The sequence below is a fragment of the Paenibacillus sp. FSL A5-0031 genome (genome assembly GCF_001956295.1).
In the GTDB taxonomy this organism is placed as follows: Bacteria; Bacillota; Bacilli; order Paenibacillales; family Paenibacillaceae; genus Pristimantibacillus.
Window position 1 is genome coordinate 385,734 of the sequence record NZ_MRTD01000004.1, and the last position, 17,570, is coordinate 403,303.

Below are 17,570 nucleotides of genomic sequence, written 5' to 3' on the forward strand. Positions count from 1 at the left end.
CTTGCTTCACTGGGACTTTCTTGTTTCCTATTTACATTAAGCTTTCAAAAAAACGGTTTTAATTGAGGTGAAAAATTCGATTGCCGCTTGCCCCTGCTCTCTCGAATGCGAGCTGGATTGCTTCATTCCGCCAAATGGTGCCTGCAGCTCCACACCTGCTGTTTCCGCATTTATGCGTACCAAGCCTGCATCCATATCAGAGATAAAGGTCAGAATATGGCTAATATTTTGTGTATAAATAGAGGCACTCAGTCCATATTCCACGTCATTGGCCAGCGATAAAGCCTCCTTCAAGTCCACAAAAGGTATGAGCGCCAGAACCGGGCCAAAAATTTCCTCCTTGGCAATCGTCATATCCACAGTTACCTTTTCGAAGACGGTCGGTTGCACGTAATAGCCATTCGACAATTCCTCATCCTCCGGTATGCTTCCGCCATAGAGAAGGCTCGCTCCTTCCGCGATTCCCTTATTAATGTAGGAAAGAACGGTATTACGCTGCTTTTCATTGGCACAAGGCCCCATCCATGTGGTGGAATCCTTCCCATTTCCCAGCTTCAATTGTTTGACTTGATCCAGCAGCTTCGCCCGGAACGCTTCATAAATAGAGGCTTGCACGAGGACCCTGCTCGTAGCCGTACATTTTTGTCCCGTGGATTTCAAACCGCCGCTAATCGCTGCTTCTACCGCAAGATCGAGGTTAGCATCTTCAGCGACGATAAGCGGATTTTTACCGCCCATCTCCAATTGATACTTGGCTCCACGCGAAAGAGCCGCTTGGCCAATCTGCTTCCCTACTTTATTGGACCCCGTAAAGGTAATACCTTGAATATTGGAATGATTGGCAATACCGCCTCCAATTAAGGCACCGTCACCTGTGACCATATTGACAACACCAGGCGGAAAGCCTGCTTCCTCAAAGCATGCAAGCAGCTTTGCTGCCGTAATCGACGTTTCAATGGCTGGTTTTATGACAATCGTATTACCATAAATAAGCGCCGGTGCCATTTTCCACATCGGGATCGCAACCGGAAAATTCCACGGCGTTATGACACCTACGACACCTAGAGGCACTCGAGTGGTGAACATGATCGCCTCATGATCAGTTGAAGGAATAACGTCTCCTGTCTTCCGCATGCCTTCCCCGGCATAATAACGAAGAATGGCAACTCCACGAGCCGTTTCACCTTTACATTCCGCAAGGGTCTTGCCCATCTCGCGCATCATAGTTCCAGCTATATCTTCCAGTCTTGCCTCCAAAAGGTTGGCTGCCTTGAACAGATAATCGCCCCGCGCTGCGCCCGAGAGCCTGCGCCATGCTTCTTTGGCACGATTAGCGGCATTCACCGCATGATCAAGATCCGCTTCATTGGAATCTTGCACATATCCGACGATCTCAGACGAATTCGCAGGATTAATGCTTTCCGTCAACCTTCCGGTTGCGGATACGCTCCATTTTCCATCAATAAAATTCAAATAAGTCTGCTCTATAGTCATTTCTCTATTCACTCCATCCCTTGGGTTATCGCATTAGTGCACTGAGGGAATTCCCAGCCCTTCGGCAAACTTGTCGGATTGAATGGCAGACGAATGATATCGATCGAGAACTTGAATGCCCAAATGAGCTCTGCGCACTTTCTCCCTGCACTGCGCGATGGCCAGCTCCTTGTTGTGAATACCCGCCGGATACACGCTAACAGCATTTCGAAGCCTGAATTTCAGATAAACTGGCGAAGCGATTCTTACAATTTCCGGAATTTCATAGTTGCGGATAAAACCGCCCATATCGTCCGGCGACTCAATATAGAGATCGATCGGAGCATCAACCACGGTTCGAATCGATGACAGCTGCGGCAGAGTAATATCGCCAGGCAAATTCAAAGTAGTCCCGCCAAGCTCCGTAAAAATCCGAGCATTTACAGGGTTGGTTGGGCTCATCAGCGCTGAAATCTTAACGACTAAATTGGCTGGCAGCTGTCCCTTGATTTTCGCTTGATTGATCAGCCATAATAAGCCTTCATCCGCCACAAGAACGCTTCGAATGCCTAATTCAGCCGCACGAAATATTTCTTCCAGTCCATAGAGCAGCTGATCCATTCCGGCGTGCCGCCCGCCTAGCAGCTTTCCGCTGCTGCTAAGAGACATCGCTCCGATATCGAAGCTCATTCGCGGCCCAACGAAGAGGCATACCTCCATCCCTTCCGCCATGCCCATTTGAACCATATCGTTAATTTCGGAATCGCTTAACAGCATAATTCCGCTGCCCTGAGAGACGCGGTTGACCGTTAGTCCAAATTGCTTGGCTTCTGCAATGACGCTCTCCATAATTGCAGGGCCCTCTACCGAAGGGATTTCCACACGGTAATGGGCTCCATCTTCAAATGTTTTTACGCTTGTCGCGAGCTGATACTGTTCTTTGTCCGGCAGGCCCAGACTAGCCGCAAACGCTTGAGCTTTATTCATCGTTGTTTCCCCCTTCACTCATTCCATATAGGTGAATGACTAACTTCTCTTAACCTCGTCCGACGATTGGTTCTATAAATTTAGCTTCCTCTTTCGAATTTGGACGCAGAAAATCAAGGTCGCAGCCTTGGTCGGCTTGCAATACATGATCCGCATGCAGCTTCATAAACCCTCGCTTATGCGAACGAACAGGCGACCAATCACGCAGACGCTCACGTATTTCCACATCCGCTAGCTCTACGCTAATCGTACCGTGATCCAGATCGACCACAATCCAGTCCCCGCTTCGAATGGCAGCGATAGGCCCTCCAAGCTGGGCTTCCGGCGAAACATGCAAAATATTCGTACCAAAGCTTGTTCCACTCATTCGGGCGTCGCTGATTCGTACCATATCCCGAATTCCCTGCTTTAACAGCTTCTTCGGAATCGGCAGCGCTCCCCATTCAGGCATCCCTGCTCCCACCGGTCCGCAGTTTCGCAGAACTAACACCGAGGTCTCATCGACCTCCAACTGCTCGCTATCAATGGTTTCATACATCTCTTCATAACTATCGAATACGATGGCTTGGCCTCTATGTTGATGATTAATTAAGGAACTAGCTGCTCGTTTCAGAATAGCTCCCGAAGGCGCCAAATTACCTGTTAGTACAGCAATGCCCGCTTCCACTTTATAAGGTTCGGCCAGAGAATAAATAACATCATCCCGGTAAGCGGGATAATCGCGATAACTTTCTTCAAGCGTAGTTCCAAGCGCGCTCAGACAAGTCGCATCCAGCTCGGGCAGCAGTCTGCTGATCACCGCTCCAAGCCCGCCTGCTTCAAAAAAATCATCCATGCTGTACTCTCCGCTCGGCTGGAGATTGACCAAAAGCGGGATGCCCTTAGATTTTTCTTCATAGCGCTTCAAAGGGATATGGATCCCGAGCCGCCCTGCAATCGCAGTTAAGTGGATAACCGCATTGGTAGAGCCGCCAAGCGCTGCCAGCAGCTTGATGGCATTATCGAATGCAGCTTCCGTCATTAGACGAGCCGGAGTCAACTCTTCCCTAACCATCGCAACAATTCGTTTACCCGTTTCTTCGGCTGCCCATTTACGGCTGGCATGCGTGGCCGGATTCGTGGAGGTGCCTGGCAGCATCATGCCGAGAATCTCCGATAGGCATTTCATGGTAGAGGAGGTGCCCATGACAGGACATCCACCCTGCGTGCATGAAATGCATTTTTCCAGCTCGCTCCATTCCTCGTCTGTCAGAAGGCCCGCATTGTAATCATCCATCAGCTTCCAAAGATCCGTCCCATAATTCACTTTCTTCCCGCGAAAGGAACCTGATGCCCGGTGTCCAGCAGCAAGCTGCAGCGAAGGAATATTGCTGCTCGCTGCACCCATAAGCTGGGCGGGTGTTGTCTTATCGCATTCGCAAAGCAGCACTGCACCGTCAATTGGCAATGCCCGAATAGACTCCTCGACGTCCATCGCCATCAAATTGCGATAAGGCAGATCGGAAGGCTTCATAAAATCAGCAGGCGTCGTGATCGTGTGCATTTCAAGCGGATATCCTCCGGCAAGCAGCACTCCGCGTTTGACAAACTCGACTAATTCTTTATGGGGCGCATTACAGCTATTCAAATCACTCCAGGAGTTGAAGATGCCAATAATCGGCTTGCCTACAAATGATTCGGGAACATGTCCATTAGCCCTCATGGCCGACAGATGCTGGAATCGCGTTTCCTTCGACGGGTGTTTAAACCATCGGTCACTGCGCAAAGACATGCTCAAATCACCTCTTCCATCCGAATTCGTGTTGTTGTTGTCACTTGCTCGCCAGGCTGAAGAACACGGAAGCCCGTCAGCTCCTGCGGAAGCTGCAAGTTTGGTGCATTCGTTATCCAAGTATAAGGCTCTGGGCACAAATAACCCTGCCGTGCATCATGGTTGTAGACCACCCAATGCTTAAATTGCTCGTCCGCGCTGTACACAACGCGAATGCCGGAATTCAGATCGGTCAGCACTGCCTCATTGGCTCCCGATTCTGCTGTCTGAAACGCATCGTCCAGCGCGTGCTCGACTAAGCTTTTCCCCTCGCGCAGCTCCTCCAAATAAGGAATATCCACTAGTTCGCCGGTTGGCAAGAAACGTTCGTCCAGCACCCACTGCTTATCCGCATTGAGAGAGAATTGACATTTCGCCAGATCTCCAGAGCGGTCGAACGGATAATTAAAGGTCGTATGATAGCCCAGTCCCCAAGGAAATGGCGCGGCATCCTGGCTGCTGATTGTCGCTTTAATCGTGAGCGTTGCCCGCTCCAAGATGTAACTCATTTGAACACTAAATGAATGTGGAAACCGAGCTAAAATCGCTTCATGCTCATCGGAATGAATGATCGTCTCCAGTACGATCCTCTCTCCCTCTGCCTCCGCCCGTAGAAGCTTCCACGGCGCATCAAATAATAAGCCATGGGTATGATTGTGTTCAGCAGCATCATTAATATCAAACTGATAGTCCCTGCCATTAAAAGCGAACCTGCCATCGGCAATGCGATTGGGAGGGAAGAGGATCGGCAGGCCATACAAGATAGGATCTGCCTTAAACATCTCCTGACTTTCCGGAAATCGCAGCAATTCAAGATCTTTATTTTTTAATCGCAAAGATAGTAGGTTACTTCCCCAAGCCGGTACCAGCGTGAACTCCAGCTCCTCATTTTGCACCCTTATTGCTGTCTCCCCATAAAGCTCATACTGTTCGATAGCCAATTCCGCCTGCCTCCTTAATTAAAGTGCTGTCTCATCGCAGCAAGGCTAGGCAATTTAAGAATATCATCCAGCAGCGCACGAGCCTGTTTCTCGGAACGGGTCCACGGATCCATCATAACTAACTGGACAAGATCTTTAAGATTCCCGCTATCATAGGCCTGCAGCTCAATCTCTACGGGTGCGACACGATCGCGAAGCGCAAAGTTAATCAGAGGCTTAGGCAAGCCTTTGGTCTTAATGCCTTGAACGCCGATTCCACTGACGTAACAAGGGATTTCCACCTGAAAATCGAGCGGGATGCCCGGCACGTAGTTGCTGTCATTCAATATATTAAGGATCATCACTCTAGGCACATCACATGCTATCGCTTCAATAAAAGGAATCATCGGCTCTGACGAATGCACCGGCGGGAAATGATCCATAACTGCTTCTGTCGTATTTTCAGAAACCTTCCGGATTCTCTCTACGCCAGCTGCACCTCCCGCAAAGTAAAGATCCCGCCACCAAGCCTGAGGGTCTTCCTTATAGAGATGCTCCGTTTCTTGATCCGCATGGTGCCAAGCCGGCCAAGAGCCGCCGCCCGGATTTCCCGTATCGCCAATTGGAAATACGCCGAATTTCTTATAGAGATCAAGCGCTTTGGGGCCTAACCAGTCGCAGGTAGCGCAGTTCTCAATATAAGCAGCCGATTTTTCTTCGATCCAACGATCCAAAATAGGAAATGCATTTTCCCCTTTGTATCGGAACTCGGTCAGCCAAATAAAGTGATTCACGCCTGGAATCTCATACGTAATATGATTTGGATCAAGTCCGATCACCTCAGCCACAGCTTTTACCCCGTTAGAACCATGGCAGAAGCCTGCCAGCTTGGCTTGTGGATACTTGCGCTGCAAGTAGGTTACGCCCGCCATGACCGGGTTGGACACGAGCATATACCAAGCGTCCGGACAAATTTCCAAAATATCCAGCATAACCGATTCCATCAGGCGCAGCTGATCGAAATTAATCCAGAAACCTTCGTCATGCATCACATGCAGGCTCCCGCCAAACCGATAACCGTGCTTCTGGGCAATATCCCATCCGTCCTTCAAACGCTGATGGCCTCCGACCAGCGCAGCAAGCACGACGAAGTCGGCTCCACTAAGCGATTCTCTCCGGTCCGTCGTTTTTTCCAGCACCAGATGGATATTAGCTTCTTTGGCGTAGCGTTCGCAAAGGGAATATGCGCTTTCCAATCTCTGCTCATCGATATCCATAAAACTGACGACACTGCCTTCAAGAGAAGGCGTCAAGCAGATGTCCTTGATTAGGCTGAGGGAGAACATCGCAGAGCCTGCTCCGATAATACTAATTTTAGCCATAGGTATAACCTCCATATGAGAGTGAATGATTTTGAATGAGGGCTTGTTATCAAATCGCAGCCGATGCTGCTCCGTCAATGCTTAGATTAGAGCCATTAACGACGACCGATTCGTCGGAGGCTAAAAATAACACGGCATACGCGACCTCGCGCGTCGTTGCCATTCTTCCGAGCGGCTGCTGCTGTTTAATGATCGGGTACAATTTATCTATTCCGCCCAGGCTTTCGGCAAGACGGACGTTCATATCCGTCTCCACCCAGCCTGGCGAAATCGAATTGCAGCGGATGCCTTTCTCGGCATAGGAGACGGCAATCTCTTTGGTTAAACCAATAATGCCTGCTTTGGAAGCAGAATAAGCGGTATAGCCAGGCTCCGTTAAGGAGGCCATGACCGAAGAAGTATTAATGATGGAACCGCCATTTCTCTTGAGCATCTCAGGGATCGCCTTTTTACACATTAAGAACATCGACTTTAAGTTAACCTGCAGCACTTCATCCCAAGTTTCTTCCTCATAATCCAAAATATCGCCAACAGGCATAATGCCCGCATTGTTAAAAACGATATCAAGCCCGCCGTAAGCGTTGACCGCGCTTGCCACCGCATCTTCAGCCGTCTTCATCAGGCCCACGCTGCCGCATACGATCTCGCAGCTTCCGCCCATTTGGCGAATTTCGGCAGCCACCTCGTTTAATTTCTCCTCGTTGATGTCGACCAGGATAAGACTCGCGCCTTCTTCAGCAAAGAGCAGCGCCGTTCCTTTACCGATTCCTGATGCCGCTCCTGTAATAATCGCTACCTTTGAAAAGAGGCGTCCTTGCTTCATACTCATGTGATGACATCCTTTCCTATCCTCATTCGATATCGTTTATTTAACAGCTCCAATAACCAGCCCTTTACGAATATAGCTTTGAAAAATAATATAAATCGCAATGGGCGGTAGTGAAGCAAGCAATAGCCCTGACAATAACAGCGGGTAGTCTGAGCTGAACCGATTGAGTACAGTCGCCACCGCAACGGTTACGGTCTTTAAGCCATCCGATTGCAAATAGATGAGCGGGGTTAACAAATCGTTCCACCAGTTCGTCGCATTAAAGATCGAAACCGTGACCACGCCTGGCAAGCTCATGGGCAAAATCACTTTGAACATCGCCTGATAATATTTGGCACCGTCTATTTTTATCGCTTCGAGCACTTCATCGGGCATGGCTCTCATTAGTGAAGTGAGTAAGAAGACCGTGCTCGGAATAGCCGAGACAGACCAGATGGTCACCACGGATATGATATGGTCGGTCCAGCCGATCTTTGACATCAACAAATAGTTTGGAATGATAAAAGTAATACCCGGTATGGTCATCGTAGCGATCATAATAATATAAAACCCGTTGCGGTATTTGAATTTTAATTTGGCAAAAGCATAGGCCGCTGGAATAGACAAGGCTAGGGAAGCAACTAAGCTGAGTCCTACGTAGACGAGCGTATTGCCAAACAACCGAACAAGAGAGAAACGATAAATGAGTGCGATGAAGTTATCAAAATACCAGGTTTTTGGAAGACCCATCGGATGTTTGATATATTCTATCGTCGGCTTCATACTGCTGATGGCCATGTAGAACAACGGATACATCGCCATGAAGGCAATGACAGCGAGCACGATAAAAATCAGAAATCTAACCATTCTTCTAGAGGCTGTTTTCATAATGTCCTCCTATTGCTCCAAGCGCTTGGATATTTTCAACTGAATCCAGGTAATGAACATAACAATGAAGAACAAGAATACCGAAAGCGCGCTCGCATAGCCCATATTTCCGCTTCGGAAGGCTTGAATATAAATCATATAATCGATTGGTGTTGTCTCGTAACCGGGCCCGCCGCCTGTGATCGAATAAACAAGGCCAAACAGCCCGACAAAAACGTAAATAACATTGACGATCGTAAAGTAAAATATCGCTGGATATAACGACGGGATGACGATGTACATTAATCGCTGACGCCAATTGGCTCCATCTATTTTGGCCGCATCAAACAATTCATTGGAGATCGAAGATAACCCCGATAAAAAAATGAGCGTTCCTTGGCCCAGCGTCTGCCAGTAAAAACATAAAATCAAGATCATAAATTCGGTCGGCACCGTATTCAGCCAATCCGTCGTGAACGCGCCAAGTCCGGCATTTTCCAGAAGCGTATTCACGATCCCTTTGTTCGTAAACATGGATTTTGCCAAAAAACCGATAACGACCGAGGAGAGGATCGCCGGCAAGTAATACACCGAACGAAACAAGCGCCACCCCGGAACCTCCTCATGCAGCAGAACCGATACCGTAAGCGATATGAACAAGATGCCCGGTACCGATAATAAAAAGATCAGATTGTTGCGCAGCATAAGCGGCAAATCGCCATTACTAAGGATCGTCTTAAAATTATCCCAGCCAACAAACGTAGAAGTGACCCCATCCCATTCTGTAAAGCTATGAAAAAAAGTGTTAAACATGGGATAACCTACGAATACAGCTAGTAACAGAAAAGCCGGCAGCAAGGAGAACAAACCTACCCATCGTTCTTGCTTGAGACCCATCCTTCTATTCCTCCTTGCCTTTTGGTAGAAAGCGACCTCCTTTCCTATGAAGGCCGCTCCTTAACCGCCTATTTATTTTTCAGAAGCGAATCGCGTTTCTGGTCGATTTTTTTCATAAATTCCTCTGCCGTCATTTTCCCGCTGGAAACCAGGGATTGCAGCGACATCATCTCGCTTGTCAGCTCCGCTGGGTAAACATTGTCCGGCCAGAAAATAGTGCTAGGTTCGTTGGCCATATCCTGCATCGTTTTCACTAGCGGATCGGATACGTACTCGTTCACATCCACATCGTTGACGACTGTAATGCGTGCTTCGCCCGACTTAATTTTGTTGATTTGCTCTTCCTTGCTCATCAGGAATTTGACGAAATCAGCCGTTTCTTTCTTGTGCTCCGAGTAGTTCGTCACCACAAACGCAGCGCCCACCCCGCCAGGACCGCCATCGTGGATTTTGACATCCTCGCTGAAGTCTGGAATTTTCATAAAGCCGACCTTGTCGCCCATCTCCTTGCTGAAGTTCAAGATGTCCGCATTTGCTCCAACCGTCATGCCGAGCTGCTCTTGAATAAACAGTTGTCGAACTGAATCATCGGCAATGACCAAGTTTTTCTCGAACAGCTCGCGCCAGCCCTTCATGACATTCACCAGCTTAGGATCGGAGAAATTGGTTGTGCCTTTGACCAAGCTGTCGAGGCCCGGAATATCCACGGTTTGAGCAATCCAATAGTCCGGTACATGAAGGAAGCTGTCTTTAAATAAACCAAGCGGTGTAATATCCTTCGTCTTCACTTTCTCCAGCATAGCCACAAACTCTTGAAAATTTTTCGGGCGCTGGGCAATCGGATCGATTCCGGCATCCGCAAAAATTTTCTTGTTATACGCTAGAAGAAAAGTTCCGTCTGTCCCAAATGGAACGCCATAGGCTTTGCCATCGGCCGTAAAGTCTTCCGTTGTTGCACTCCATCCAACGATTCTGGATCTTTCTTCACCTGAAAAGTAACTATCCATCGGCTCTAAAAATTGCTTAAACCGAAGCATATAGGAACCTGACCAGAGTACCGTTAAATCAGGACCGTTCTTGGCAATGCTGGCCGTTTGGAATTTAGCAAATAGCTCATCTCCGGAAGGAACATCCTGCACATCAATCTTCACATTTGGATGGGCCTTCTCATACCTTGCAACAGCCTGAGAAATGTAGAAGTCTTCTTTTTTCTTCGCTTTGTTATTTTCATCAATGGTCGCAAACCCTGAATTCCAGAAAACAATGTTGACTTTCTCCTGTCCTTCTCCACCTGTAGAAGCGCTTTCATTTTCATTCTTGGAACATGCAGAAAGCGACATTGTAACCAGCATCATTAAAGCTATACTTAAAACAGACCATCTTCTCATTCTCATGGAAACCTTCCTTCTTTCGTTAGTTGATGTCTTGCTTCCTAGTATAGAAGCTTTCCATAAGCAGATGAATCTCCTAAGCCAACCATTTGATTTATCACTTTATATCCGAAGAGGATGCCATTTATCATTTTTCAAGCCGCAGTTAACATCTTTTAATTCTTTTCAGCATCTGCATAGTGTGAGGGTGCAATCCCCTTAATTTTCTTAAACATGCGGGTAAACGAGCTCAAGTTTAAGTAACCCAGCTTGTCCGAAACCTCAGTTAAGGTCATCCCGCTGCGGATCATCGTTTCGGCCTGCTCCACCTTGGCTGTCAAAACAGCGGTGCTGAAAGAAATCCCTTTCTCTTCCTTATATATTCTGCTGAGATATACAGGGCTTACTTTAAGATGCATCGCGATGGCATTTAAACTAATTTCATCAAACCTGTGCTCTTGAATAAACATCTCGGTGGCTTCAACAAACTTCTTTCTTTCATGGCCGTTCTTCTCTTTGAATGCCGGTTCCTGCAGCACATGGATAGCGTTGTATAACAAATGCACCGCTTGCGTTAATGAAACGCAGTCCAGCAGCTCAGATCTTTGGAAATAAGTCTCCGATGGACGCCGTCCCGACATTTCGCAGATTTGCTTCAGCTGGAATAAAATATCCTCCAGTACATTGTGCAGCAGGTTTGGTTTGGGATATGGCGGGCCGACGACCTGTTTGAGGTTTGCCAGCAGATCTCCTGCCTGCTCGTATTGAAAGCTGGACAGTTTGTTCATTATCGCCTTTTTCCAAATAAACACGGCATCGGAAAGCGTTGCTTCAGGCAGCTCGCCCTGAAACAGGTGGTCATTTTCGCAAAAATATTTGAGGCTTAGCAGATCGCTAGCTGAACGATCATACACGGTCCACTCCCGCCAGTCTGTAAACCTTTTACTCACAGCAATGGATAGAGTATGGCCCAAATACTGCGAAACCGAGTCGATCAACTGCTTCGGGTCAATATCCGAGCTATTCGTGCTGCTTACCAATACATGCCATCGGTTATCATTTATGTTTTCCACGAACCCAATCAGCCTGCTGCGGTAAAGTTCAACAGCCATATGGTCAATCGAATGGCCTATTTTAACGATTTCTTGGGAAGTTAATTTGGATTCATCCTGAGAAGGATCTAATGCCACAACCCATGCCTCATATTCTCCCTTTTGCAGAAAATATTTATACTCTCCCAGCTTCTCGGCAAACGCTTCTGTCTCTTCGCTGTTATACAAGCCGTGCAGCCAATCTCTTAATAAGCTGGCTTTACGAACGAATCTTGAACCCGCTTCCGGTGTCCCTTCTTCCTGAAAATGATGCTCCAGCAGCTTTGCTTTCATTTTGGCTGTCAGCTGCTTCAAAATAAGCTGAAGCTCCTCAATTTCCATCGTTGATTTTACAATGAAGTCATGAACGCCCAGGCGCAGCGATTTGCGTACCGTTTCGAAATCTTGGTTGCAGGTCAAAATAACAAATTCCCCGTCCGGATTTAAGGGCTTTACCTTCTCAATAAAATCAAGCCCATTCATTCTGGGAAGCAAAATATCCACAAGTGCGATGTCCGGCAGAAATCTCTCGTACAGCTCAACAGCTTCAACTCCGTCTCTGGCTTCGCAGACGACCTCCAGCCCCATTTCAGACCAAGGAATTAATGATTTGATCCCCATTCTAACTAGCATATCGTCTTCAATAATCATCACTTTCATTCCGAATCTCCTCCATTATGATCGATATAGGGAAAGGTAAGCGTTACGGTCGTCCCTTCACCCACTACACTTCGAATTTCGATGCCATACCTCTCACCATACTCCAGCTGCAAGCGACGATGCACATTTTTAAGCCCGATCCCCGAGGTTCGTTCCTCATCCTCATACTCATTGGAATCCGTTATCAGCATACCGGCAATGGAGCCTTCTTCAATTCCGACTCCGTTATCTATAACCTCCACCCGTACCTGCTCCCCTTCCATCGCGCAGGTAATCGTCAGCTGTGGCGTAATTCCATCAAGATTAGTAAATCCATGCAAGATTGCATTCTCGACAATCGGTTGCAGCGTCAGCTTCAATATTCTTGCACCCTGCACCTCATGCGGCACATCCCATATCGTTTCAATTTTGATGAACATCCGTTTTTCCTGGAACGCAATATAGCTTCTGACATAATCCATTTCCTCGCCGACCGTGCTCCATATGGTTCGTGATTTGCTTAGTGTATAGTTCAGCATGCTGCTTAAATTAACAAGGGTCTGGGCAATCATCTTCTCGCCCTTCATTTCCGCCATCCAACGGATCGAATTAATCGAATTATGCAGGAAATGAGGCTTGATCTGGGACAGCAAGAGATTGAGCTCCAGGCTCGACTTTTCCCGTTCATCTGTTTTAATTCGCTCAATCTGTTCATTAATCCGGCTTAGCATTTGCTGAATGCCCGAGAATAAAATCTCGATTTCCTCCAAGCCTTTGTATTGGAAATTTCCAATGACATCCTGCCCCTGCCCAGCATCATTAAAGCGTATTTTCCGAACCATCCTCGATAAATTTAGCACAGGTATCATCGCTTTTCTTGTGAATATATACAGGATAAGTGAAATCAAAAGAATGGACGACACGGTTACCGTGAGCGTATGGCTCCACAATTGCTTAGTGGGACTTGCCAAAAGCTCTTCCGGCGTTAATGCAATTAAATACCATCTTAAGAAGGGAATGTTTTGGATGGAGCAAAAGTAGCTTTGGCCGTTCCACTGAATCAGAAAGCTTTCATATCCCCCGCCGTCCACCTTCGCCTTCGATATGGCCTGTCTGGACAGCTCCTGCAGACGGTCGTCATCGTCTTCACTAGAGATCAGCAATTCGCCATCTTCTTGGCTTATAAACGCAAGGGTTGAGCTGTTCAGTTGGATTTTGCGCAGCAGCCGCTGAAATAAGCTCTCGTTGATCTCTACATTTAAGAGGCCTAGCGCCGAATTGCCTTGTACAATATTTTTCGTAAAATAAAAGGCGTTCTGCCCCTCCGAGAGATCGTGAAAGTTAGGGCCTACATTGCGATACATGATGTTATTATCATAAGGTATCCTCTCGGAAGGCCAATTAAACTGCTGCACCACTTGCTTTAACCGTTCAACTTCTGTGTCATGCAAAACGCTATTGCTGAATACTTCCCCTTGATCGTTAATAATTTGTACGTATAAGGGCACTCTTAACCGATACGCAGCAGTGAACGACTTCAGCCGGTCTCTGACCGCCTGTTCATTTATGGGAGCGTTATCATTTCGACTTAATAGCCTCTGTAATTCCTGATCCTGCGACAAGGTGCGAATATAATCCTCGATATGGTTCACATAAAAGTCCAAGCTGATGGAGAGCGACTCCATATTGCTCGAAACCGATTTGTCGTACAACGTTTCCACTTGCGTAACCGCTCCTTTGCCCAACATATAACCTTGGATAAGAACCGGAACAATAATAATACACATGAGCAGCAAAATAAGCGTAATTAAGTTCAGCCGGCGTTTTATCCGTATCATCTATAAACCCTCCTCTGCGGCTTTACATTTATTCATGCAATGAATAATGTTTATTTATTTGTTTCTGCATTCTTATTCATTTATTTCTTATCTTGTAGTGCTATTATATCCGGAATAATAATCAATACCATGATTAATTATATTTTGCGCAAGCACAATACACGCCTCGTGTAATTTTATCGGTAGCTATGGTCAGCATCCATAATTGTTCTGTCGTAGAAAAAAAGCCCGTACGGGAATGACCCCGTACGGGCTTCTTACACTTGCTTGTCGCTTGCTCTATTAAACCATTACTTTGCAAATATCGTTCGTAAACGCAACTGGATCTTGAATTGGCAAACCTTCGATGAGAAGCGCTTGGTTGTAAAGCAGGCTTGTATAAAGAGCCAGCTTCACTTTATCCTGCCCAGCAGCATCCTTCAACGATTGGAAAATTTCATGGTTCACGTTAATTTCGAGCACCTTGTCTGCTTTTACATCTTGGTTGTTCGGCATCGAATTCAATATTTTTTCCATTTCAATCGTTACTTCGCCTTCAGTAGATAAGCACACAGGGTGTGTTTTAAGGCGTTTTGAAGCTTTTACGCTTTTTACTTTATCGTTAAGAATTTCTTTCATCTGCTCGAAAAGCTCTTTATTGGCATCCTGCTCTTCGGTCGTTTCCTTGTCCTTCTCGTCCTCTTCAATACCAAGATCGCCGCTTGATACCGACTTGAATTCTTTATCCTTATACTTCGCAACCATCTTGATAGCAAATTCATCAATATCGTCCGTGAAGTACAAGATTTCAAAGCCTTTATCCGTTACCAGCTCGGTTTGCGGAAGTCGATCAATCCGCTCAATCGATTCACCGGAAGCATAATAAATGTACTTTTGATCCTCGCTCATTCTTGACACATACTCGTCCAGTGTAACTAGCTTCTTCTCTTTCGAGGAGTGGAACATAAGCAGGTCTTGAAGCACTTCTTTGTTCACACCGTAATCATTGTATACGCCGAATTTCAGCTGTCTGCCGAATGCTTTGTAGAACGATTCATACTTCTCTCTGTCATCCTTCAATATGCCAAGCAGCGCGCTCTTGATCTTGCTGTTGATGTTCTTCGCAATCAGCTTCAGCTGACGGTCATGCTGCAGCATTTCACGAGAAATGTTGAGCGATAGATCCTCCGAATCAACCATACCTTTAACGAAGCTGAAATAATCAGGCAGCAGGTCTGAGCATTTATCCATAATTAGAACGCCATTTGAATAAAGCTCCAGCCCCTTCTCATATTCCTTCGTATAATAATCGAAAGGTGTGCTCTCCGGAATATACAAAATCGCATTGTACACAACAGCGCCATCCGCACTAATATGAAGATGCTTGATCGGTTTATCGAAACCGTAACGTTTTTCAAAATAAAACTGATCATAATCTTCCGATGTCAGCTCATTTTTATTTTTACGCCAGATCGGCACCATGCTGTTAACGGTTTGCTCTTCTTCATATTCCTCAAACTCGTTTTCTGCATCTGCTTTAGGCCGTTGGCCTTTCACATCCATCTTAATTGGGTAGCGAATGAAATCAGAATATTTTTTGATGATCGACTTCAAACGGTACTCTTCCAAGTACTCATCGTATTGATCATCTTCGGTATTTTCCTTAATATTAAGTACAATTTCCGTACCAACGGAATCCTTCTCGCATGACTCAATCGTGTAGCCGTCCGCGCCAGTTGATTCCCATTTGAACGCCTCATCGCTGCCAAGAGCTTTGGTCACAACGGTAACCACATCCGCCACCATAAATGCAGAGTAGAAGCCTACGCCGAATTGGCCAATAATGTTATGTCCATCTTTAAGCTCATTTTCCTTCTTAAAGGCAAAAGACCCGCTCTTCGCAATAACACCAAGGTTATTCTCCAGCTCTTCCTTCGTCATGCCAATCCCTGTATCGGTGATCGTTAATGTTCGGTTTGCCTTGTCGGCAACGACTTTAACATAATAATCCTCTTTGTTAAATACCATTTGGTCATCAGTTAGCGCTCTGTAATATAGCTTGTCGATCGCATCGCTGGCATTCGAGATCAGCTCTCTCAAAAAAATCTCGCGCTGCGTATAAATGGAATTAATCATCATTTCCAGCAATCGTTTCGATTCTGCTTTGAACTGTTTTTTGGACATGGATAGATCCCCTTTCCATTCATCAATAATTAGTAAGCCTAAAGGTAACGCAACAGGAAGGCTTGTTCAACGTTTATTAAACCGCTACCTTATATTTTAGCACTCAAACTCTTTGAGTGCCAATCCTTCTTTTTATATATCATAAACTATTTTTCGATGTCAACCTTCTTCCTATAATATCCATCCTTTGTCTATTAAAAAAAGAGCTGCCCCGAAAGGTAATAAACCTTCGGGCAGCTCCTTTTACGCTGTTGCAGCTATTTCCTTAAAACAGTTGTTCTTGAAATGGCTTTTTCAGCAGCTCGCGATAACGGCTCTGATGCGAATAAAACTTTTCGCGAATCATATCCGTTTCTTTTTCAATTTTGGCTACTCTGTCCAGAATGCTTTCGCCAAGTGCCGTATCGCCGGTGGAGAGCACATAATCCTGAAGATCCACCGAGCAGCCAAAGTCTATGCATTTGAATCGATATCCAAGGCTTACGAACGGCACCCCTGCTGCTGCTGACAGGTAACTAGCATGCAATTTGAAATTGATCGTCAGCGCATAGGACTTTAGCTTCTCCATCAAATCCTCATGATGGTACAGCTCCAAATCAAGATCCACATTCGTCTGGTTTCCCAGCTTCGCATATAGACGCTTGCAAGCTTCTCTATCAGGACCCCAAACGGAGAAAATATTGATGCGATAACCTTGCGATATTAGTATACGCAGCGCCTCTACCAATTGCTGCTCTACCTTTTCCTCATTGCCGCCGAATATTCGATTATAAGCAGTTCCCCAGTTCACACCAATCGTTCTGCTAGCCTGCCCATTCTTGCGTGGCGACGGTGCAGGCAGCAGAAATGCCGGGTCACCGCTTATGATCGCCTGCTCCATTCGGACGCCAGAATCCTCGAGAAACTGATAGGACAACGGACCTCGGACGCCGCAATACTTTGACATCTTCACTAGCTCAGCTAATTTCTCATTCGTTGCCAGGTTCTCCTTGGTGTAGGCCAAATGGGCTGCGACCTTTCCCGAGGCATCCATTACAGGAAACTCCTGTCTGTCATGACCGCTGCCCCAAATCATTACTTTTTTATGGTTCCTAGCCGCTTGGTAAGCAACATCGATATAACCTGGAATGAGCAGCGAGCCGCCGCCGAGCACAACAACATCATACGGACCCGAATTCCGAATATCTACGCCCGGTATTGACGGAATGACATCATATTTTTTCTCAGGCAGATAAGCTCTGCACAGGTCGCGAAACAATAGCCACATTAACTCATCACCAACATTGTTAAACCCTAACCAGCCTACATACAAAATTCGTTTCATT

General features: G+C 46.5%; 13 protein-coding genes. All 13 read right to left on the reverse strand.

The genetic code is table 11. The features are described 5' to 3' along the window. Window positions 1–36 precede the first annotated feature (36 nt). The 13 genes from gucD to BK120_RS10165 all read right to left on the reverse strand — a co-directional run bounded on the left by gucD (window position 37) and on the right by BK120_RS10165 (window position 17,569). Window positions 37–1,494, reverse strand: a complete 1,458-nt coding sequence (gene gucD, locus BK120_RS10105) for an alpha-ketoglutaric semialdehyde dehydrogenase GucD (RefSeq protein ID WP_076267351.1) — start codon at window positions 1,492–1,494, stop codon at window positions 37–39. A gap of 33 nt (window positions 1,495–1,527) precedes the next feature. Continuing rightward, complete coding sequence (locus BK120_RS10110) at window positions 1,528–2,460, reverse strand: hypothetical protein (protein WP_076267352.1); 933 nt, start codon at window positions 2,458–2,460, stop codon at window positions 1,528–1,530. A 49-nt stretch (window positions 2,461–2,509) separates the two neighbouring features. Then, window positions 2,510–4,231, reverse strand: coding sequence for a dihydroxy-acid dehydratase (locus tag BK120_RS10115; RefSeq protein ID WP_076267353.1), 1,722 nt, complete (start codon window positions 4,229–4,231; stop codon window positions 2,510–2,512). Between the two features lie 2 nt (window positions 4,232–4,233). Further along, on the reverse strand, window positions 4,234–5,211 hold the full coding sequence (locus tag BK120_RS10120) for an aldose 1-epimerase (RefSeq protein WP_076267354.1): 978 nt from the start codon (window positions 5,209–5,211) through the stop codon (window positions 4,234–4,236). A gap of 14 nt (window positions 5,212–5,225) precedes the next feature. Next, the gene (locus tag BK120_RS10125) at window positions 5,226–6,572 is read right to left on the reverse strand and encodes a family 4 glycosyl hydrolase (protein ID WP_076267355.1); all 1,347 of its coding nucleotides are present in this window, start codon (window positions 6,570–6,572) and stop codon (window positions 5,226–5,228) included. Between the two features lie 49 nt (window positions 6,573–6,621). Further along, the gene (locus BK120_RS10130) at window positions 6,622–7,401 is read right to left on the reverse strand and encodes an SDR family NAD(P)-dependent oxidoreductase (protein WP_076267356.1); all 780 of its coding nucleotides are present in this window, start codon (window positions 7,399–7,401) and stop codon (window positions 6,622–6,624) included. Between the two features lie 36 nt (window positions 7,402–7,437). Continuing rightward, window positions 7,438–8,268 (reverse strand): carbohydrate ABC transporter permease, encoded by an 831-nt coding sequence (locus BK120_RS10135; RefSeq protein WP_076267357.1) that lies wholly within the window; start codon window positions 8,266–8,268, stop codon window positions 7,438–7,440. 9 nt (window positions 8,269–8,277) lie between these two features. Beyond that, on the reverse strand, window positions 8,278–9,144 hold the full coding sequence (locus BK120_RS10140; protein WP_083681827.1) for a carbohydrate ABC transporter permease: 867 nt from the start codon (window positions 9,142–9,144) through the stop codon (window positions 8,278–8,280). 68 nt (window positions 9,145–9,212) lie between these two features. Next, entirely contained in the window at window positions 9,213–10,538 is a 1,326-nt protein-coding gene (locus BK120_RS10145) for an ABC transporter substrate-binding protein (protein WP_076267358.1), read from the reverse strand. A 152-nt stretch (window positions 10,539–10,690) separates the two neighbouring features. Continuing rightward, on the reverse strand, window positions 10,691–12,265 hold the full coding sequence (locus BK120_RS10150) for a response regulator transcription factor (protein ID WP_076267359.1): 1,575 nt from the start codon (window positions 12,263–12,265) through the stop codon (window positions 10,691–10,693). Next, on the reverse strand, window positions 12,262–14,082 hold the full coding sequence (locus BK120_RS10155) for a sensor histidine kinase (protein ID WP_076267360.1): 1,821 nt from the start codon (window positions 14,080–14,082) through the stop codon (window positions 12,262–12,264). The genes BK120_RS10150 and BK120_RS10155 overlap by 4 nt, the downstream gene beginning before the upstream one ends. Before the next feature lie 282 nt (window positions 14,083–14,364). Continuing rightward, entirely contained in the window at window positions 14,365–16,245 is a 1,881-nt protein-coding gene (gene htpG / locus BK120_RS10160) for a molecular chaperone HtpG (protein WP_076267361.1), read from the reverse strand. A 265-nt stretch (window positions 16,246–16,510) separates the two neighbouring features. Beyond that, entirely contained in the window at window positions 16,511–17,569 is a 1,059-nt protein-coding gene (locus tag BK120_RS10165) for a polysaccharide pyruvyl transferase family protein (RefSeq protein WP_076267362.1), read from the reverse strand. Window position 17,570 lies beyond the last annotated feature (1 nt).

Excerpts from the sequence above, each read along its gene's own strand:
- gucD (WP_076267351.1), bottom strand. The coding sequence starts at position 1,494 with ATGACTATAGAGCAGACTTATTTGAATTTTATTGATGGAAAATGGAGC.
- BK120_RS10110 (WP_076267352.1), bottom strand. The coding sequence starts at position 2,460 with ATGAATAAAGCTCAAGCGTTTGCGGCTAGTCTGGGCCTGCCGGACAAA.
- BK120_RS10115 (WP_076267353.1), bottom strand. The coding sequence starts at position 4,231 with ATGTCTTTGCGCAGTGACCGATGGTTTAAACACCCGTCGAAGGAAACG.
- BK120_RS10125 (WP_076267355.1), bottom strand. The coding sequence starts at position 6,572 with ATGGCTAAAATTAGTATTATCGGAGCAGGCTCTGCGATGTTCTCCCTC.
- BK120_RS10130 (WP_076267356.1), bottom strand. The coding sequence starts at position 7,401 with ATGAGTATGAAGCAAGGACGCCTCTTTTCAAAGGTAGCGATTATTACA.
- BK120_RS10135 (WP_076267357.1), bottom strand. The coding sequence starts at position 8,268 with ATGAAAACAGCCTCTAGAAGAATGGTTAGATTTCTGATTTTTATCGTG.
- BK120_RS10140 (WP_083681827.1), bottom strand. The coding sequence starts at position 9,144 with ATGGGTCTCAAGCAAGAACGATGGGTAGGTTTGTTCTCCTTGCTGCCG.
- BK120_RS10145 (WP_076267358.1), bottom strand. The coding sequence starts at position 10,538 with ATGAGAATGAGAAGATGGTCTGTTTTAAGTATAGCTTTAATGATGCTG.
- BK120_RS10150 (WP_076267359.1), bottom strand. The coding sequence starts at position 12,265 with ATGAAAGTGATGATTATTGAAGACGATATGCTAGTTAGAATGGGGATC.
- BK120_RS10155 (WP_076267360.1), bottom strand. The coding sequence starts at position 14,082 with ATGATACGGATAAAACGCCGGCTGAACTTAATTACGCTTATTTTGCTG.
- htpG (WP_076267361.1), bottom strand. The coding sequence starts at position 16,245 with ATGTCCAAAAAACAGTTCAAAGCAGAATCGAAACGATTGCTGGAAATG.
- BK120_RS10165 (WP_076267362.1), bottom strand. The coding sequence starts at position 17,569 with ATGAAACGAATTTTGTATGTAGGCTGGTTAGGGTTTAACAATGTTGGT.